Annotated in this window: 4 protein-coding genes; 2 read left to right on the forward strand and 2 right to left on the reverse strand. The window is 62.3% G+C overall.

Annotated features, from left to right (window positions below):
* Nucleotides 1–115: 115 nt before the first annotated feature.
* Together NKH60_RS34500 and NKH60_RS34505 are read right to left on the reverse strand one after the other, a co-directional pair.
* A complete protein-coding gene (locus NKH60_RS34500; RefSeq protein WP_352774456.1) occupies nt 116–1,114 on the reverse strand; it encodes an ABC transporter permease in 999 nt (332 codons plus the stop codon).
* Between the two features lie 34 nt (nt 1,115–1,148).
* Complete coding sequence (locus tag NKH60_RS34505) at nt 1,149–1,889, reverse strand: ATP-binding cassette domain-containing protein (protein ID WP_023675804.1); 741 nt, start codon at nt 1,887–1,889, stop codon at nt 1,149–1,151.
* Between the two features lie 426 nt (nt 1,890–2,315).
* Here NKH60_RS34505 and NKH60_RS34510 point away from each other — a divergent pair, with 426 nt between their 5' ends.
* Together NKH60_RS34510 and NKH60_RS34515 are read left to right on the forward strand one after the other, a co-directional pair.
* Nucleotides 2,316–3,305 carry a sugar-binding protein gene (locus tag NKH60_RS34510; protein WP_023675805.1) on the forward strand — a complete coding sequence of 330 codons (990 nt, stop codon included), beginning with the start codon at nt 2,316–2,318 and terminating at the stop codon, nt 3,303–3,305.
* Between the two features lie 144 nt (nt 3,306–3,449).
* A complete protein-coding gene (locus tag NKH60_RS34515) occupies nt 3,450–4,229 on the forward strand; it encodes a FadR/GntR family transcriptional regulator (RefSeq protein ID WP_352875058.1) in 780 nt (259 codons plus the stop codon).
* Nucleotides 4,230–5,081 lie beyond the last annotated feature (852 nt).

The following is a 5,081-nucleotide window of genomic DNA, read 5'->3' on the forward strand; positions in this document are numbered from 1 at the left end:
GCGACAGGGCGAGGCCTTAGACGCCTTCAAAAGACGCCCAGTAGGCCAATCAGGTTAAGCACACCCTTCATGCAAAGCCCTCACAAGGGGAGAAGGGGGAGGCTGCGCTTGAACGTCAGTCGTTGCGCCTGAAATTGCGGATGCGGTCGAACAGCACGGCGAGCAGGATGGCGCCGCCGATGAACACGCCTTGCCAGAAGGCATTGATGCCGAGCAGGCCGAGGCTGTTGCGGATGACCTCGATCAGCGCCGCACCGACGACCGCGCCGAAGGCTGTGCCCATGCCGCCGGCCAGGTTGGCGCCGCCGATGACGGTGGCGGCGATCACCTGAAGCTCCATGCCGTTGCCGAGATTGGTGGTGACCGCGCCCAGCCAGCCGGTCTGGATGATGCCGGCAAGGCCAGCCGCCAATGCCGAGATCATGTAGACGACGACCTTGATCTGGCGCACCGGAACGCCGGTCAGCGTTGCCGCATGCTCGTTGCCGCCGATGGCGAAGATGTGCCGGCCGAATTTCGTCCAGCGCAACACAAAGCCGGTGATCAACGCCAGCACGATCATGTAGAGCACCGGATTGGCGATGCCGAACACCCAGGCGCCGCCGCCCAGCGCCAGCAGCTTGTCGTGATCCGGCCCGAACTGGAAGACGACGGTGTTGTTGGAGGCGACCATGGCTAGGCTGCGCGCAATCGACAGCATGCCGAGCGTCACCACGAAAGGCGGAAAGCCGAGATAGGCGATCAGAACCCCGTTGAAGGCGCCGATGATCAGCGCTGTGGCAATCGCAGCGGCAATGCCGATCTCGATGCCGTAGCCGGCATGCATGGTCACGGCCAGCACCATCGAGCACAGGCAAAGCACCGAGCCGACCGACAGGTCGATACCGCCGGTGATGATGACGAAGGTCATGCCGAGCGCCACGATGGCGACGAAGGTGATGTTGCGGGTGATGTTGTAGAGGTTCTTGGTCGTGGCAAAGGAATCCGTGGCCACCGACAGGAACAGGCAGGCGAGGATGACCGCGATCACCACCCAGAAGGTCTGGCTGGCAAACACCTTGCTCAGCAAGGTGTGCTGCTTGTGCGCGATCGTCTGATCAAGGGTGACTGCCATTATCGACCTTTTTTACTCATGGTTGAGGCGTCAATCATACCTGTTCGATGGCGCCGGTGATGAGCCCGGTGACTTCTTCCGGCGAACTCGATGCGATCGTCTTGTCGGCGACCTTGCGGCCGCGCCGCATGACGATGACGCGGTCGGCGACGTCAAAGACGTCGGGCATGCGGTGGCTGATCAGCACGACGGCGATGCCCTGGTCGCGCAAATGGCGGATCAGGTTCAGCACCTCGGCGACCTGGCGCACCGAGATCGCCGCCGTCGGCTCGTCCATCAGCACGATCTTGGCCTGCGAAAGCATGGTGCGGGCGATCGCCACCGCCTGCCGCTGGCCGCCTGACATTTGCTTGACCAGGTCGCGCGGGCGCGTTTCGGATTTCAGCTCGGCGAAGATCTGGCCGGCACGCTTGTACATCGCGGCATAGTCGAGGATGCGAAGCGGCCCGAGGCCGCGGCGCAATTCACGGCCGAGATAGACGTTGGCGGCGGCCGTCAGATTGTTGCACAGTGCCAGGTCCTGATGGACGATTTCGATGCCGTGCTGGCGCGCCTCGACCGGCTTGTGCAGGATCAGCTCCTTGCCGTCCATCTGCATCGTGCCATGGCTCGGCGGGAAATTGCCGGCGATCATCTTGACCAGCGTCGACTTGCCGGCGCCGTTGTCGCCCATCAGGCCGACAACCTGTCCGGCCTCGATCGACAACGAAACGTCGTTGACCGCCTGGATGGCGCCAAAATGCTTCGAGATGTTGGTGAGTTCGAGAACCGCCACCAGCCTTCTTGCCTCCCCGTGCTTTGCGGCCTGCGGTTTTGCCGCGGCCATTCGCTCTCCCCAGTTCCTCCCGGAAGCAGCGATTTTGCCCATTTACGCATAAGCCTCCTTGGCGTCAACCACGGCTTCTTTCGAAAAATCAGTTTTGTAGGACAAATAGCATTGACGTCGGTGACAAGGCGATATTAGCTAAGTGTCGGAGGAGCTTGCGCCGATCTCCCGGGTTGCCGGAAGGAATCGGTGAGGGTTTGTCGGTCGGGGATTTGGCAACCAGCAGTATCTGTCGGTGCCGGTCTGAGACTGAATATGAAAATGCTTATCGACCTGGCTTGGCGACACGAGTGCGACGTCCTCTGTCATCTTGCTCCGGGTCGATCTGTGTGTGGCGGGCACGCCGTGTCCGTTTGTTTCAAAGGGAGGACTGACATGAGGAAATCACTATTGCTCGCTGCCGCCGCCGTCATGGCGCTGGGTGCCGGGCCGGCCATGGCCAAGAAACAGCTCGTCATCGTCGTGAAGGGTCTCGACAATCCATTCTTCGAGGCCATCCACCAGGGTTGCGAGAAATGGAACAAGGAAAACGCCAGCTCGGAATATGAGTGCTTCTACACCGGACCGGCGTCGACCTCGGATGAGGCCGGTGAAGCCCAGATCGTCCAGGACATGCTGAGCAAGCCCGACACGGTGGCGATGGCGATTTCGCCGTCGAACGCGCCATTGATCGCGCAGACGATCAAAAGCGCCAATCCGTCGATCCCGATCATGACCCTCGACGCCGACCTCAGCAAGGAAGATGCGGCGCTGCGCAAGACCTATCTCGGCACCGACAATTACCTGATGGGTCACAAGATCGGCGAATACATCAAGAAGGCCAAGCCGAATGGCGGCAAGATCTGCACCATCGAAGGCAATCCGGCGGCCGACAACATCCTGCGCCGCGCGCAGGGCATGCGTGACGCGCTTTCGGGCAAGGACGGCCTCGCGGCGCTGGCAGGGGAAGGCGGCTGGACGGAAGTTGCCGGCTGCCCGGTGTTCACCAATGACGACGGCGCCAAGGGCGTGCAGGCGATGACCGACATCCTCGCCGCCAATCCCGATCTCGACGCCTTCGGCATCATGGGCGGCTGGCCGCTGTTCGGCGCTCCGCAGCCCTACCGCGACCTGTTCAAGCCGATGGCCGACAAGATCGCCAGCAACGCCTTTGTCATCGGCGCCGCCGACACGATCGGCGACGAGGTGGCGATTGCTCGTGACGGGCTGGTGACCGCGCTGGTTGGCCAGCGGCCGTTCGAGATGGGCTACAAGGCGCCCTCGGTGATGATCGACCTGGTCGACGGCAAGCCGGTCGCCGATCCGGTGTTCACCGGCCTCGACGAATGCACCAAGGACACCGTCGACACCTGCATCCAGAAGTAGGTTCGCAGTTTCGGGGCGCCCGTCGGGCGCCCCGTTACGCATCGTCCATACAAACGCACGAGGCGACGCTGCTTTGGAGCGTAGGCCGCTGCTTTGTCGTGCCCTGAATTCAGGCTTTCGACAAGAAGCTGCCGGGGAATACGAATGCCGGACGCGACATCAAAAAAGCAACCCGCCAAATTGAAGGCAGAGCCTGGGCGGCCGGCCGTCGTTCGGCGCGCCGACGCCGCACATTTTCCCGGCTCGAGCGTGCATGCCTCGCTCGCCAACGAAATCGGGCTGAGGATCGTGCGCGGCGACTATCCGCCGGGAACCATCCTGCCCAACGAAGCCAAATGGTCCGAGACCTTCGACGTCAGCCGCTCGGCGGTGCGCGAAGCCATCAAAATGCTGATGGCGAAGAGCCTATTGGCGTCACGCCCGAAGATCGGCAGCTGGGTCGAGCCGAAGGAGCGCTGGAACCTGCTCGATCGCGACGTGCTGGCCTGGTACGCGACCTCGCCGGACCGCGAGGTGTTCCTCAGGACCGTGCAGGAATTCCGCCACATCATCGAGCCGGAGGCCAGCGCCTTTGCCGCGATGCGGCGCACCGACGAGCAGATGGCCGAGATCAGCCAGGCCTGCCGCGAGATGGGCGAGGCGACCAACCTGCAGGAGCGCACCCGCGCCGACACGCGGTTTCATCTCGCCATCCTGCGGGCCTCGGGCAACGATCTGCTGGTGCCGCTCGGCGTGCTGATCGAATCGGCGCTCGACCATTTGTTCCAGTTCGTCACCCGCGAGACCAGCGATCAGCGGCGGGCGCAGGCACTGCACGAGGCGATCGAGAAGAACATCCGCCTGCAGCGACCGGCTGCAGCCCGTGCCGCGGTGCACAGGCTTCTCGCCAACACCGACGACGTCATCGGCCGGTCGCGGCGGTGATGGTTGCACAGGGCGGCGTTGCTCAGAACGATTGCAAAACTCGCATTCCTTCGCGCCCCCTCTGTCCTGCCGGACATCTCGCCCACGAGGGGGCCATCGCAGATAGCAAGCCGAGGCTTTCGCTCTACGACGTACCCCCACCCCTAACCCCTCCCCACAAGGGGGAGGGAGACTTCCGTTGGCGCTGACCTCGGCAAATTGCCTGTCTTTCGGCGCCAAAAGGGGAAGTGAGGGCGCGCGGCAGCGTTCCCTCCCCCTTGTGGGGAGGGTTAGGGTGGGGGTCCATCTTCGTAAGAATCCAAATGCGATTGCCCAGCGCAATAGAGGGGGGAGATTGGATGCCACTTCGGCTTTCGCCAATCACCAACCTTAGGGCCAAGCAATGAGGGGCGGCGACCTCGGGTGGGACAGGAATTCGGACTTTTTGCCTTCGCAGCTATTTTGTTCTTGCTTTGTGCCGGCAGCTATGCTACTAATTTGCGTATGGTGCCAATTGGCTCCAACGACCCGCCCGCCGAGGCGCTTTTTTTGTTTCCGGCTTCTTCCGATCGGAAGTGCGCGTGCTTTGGTGCACAGACTTCTCGCAATACCGACGTTATCGGCCGGTTTCGGCGCTGATTCGATCGTTTCTCGGCCAACTGCGGGTAAGTCGGGTCAACCAGCAACGAAGGTCGATCATTTCCGTTAGTCGCAAATCGCAAATTTAGGAGATTAGCCGAAACCCTCCCTTCGTCATCCCTGGGCGAAGCAAGGAGCGAAGCGACGCGGCGCAGACCCTGGGATCCATATGTGGACGGCGCCCTGCCTGCAACGGTTGTTTTGCGTCGTTTTCGATCGCTTGCGTCCATATGT

Source organism: Mesorhizobium sp. M1006 (assembly GCF_040318825.1).
In the GTDB taxonomy this organism is placed as follows: Bacteria; Pseudomonadota; Alphaproteobacteria; order Rhizobiales; family Rhizobiaceae; genus Mesorhizobium.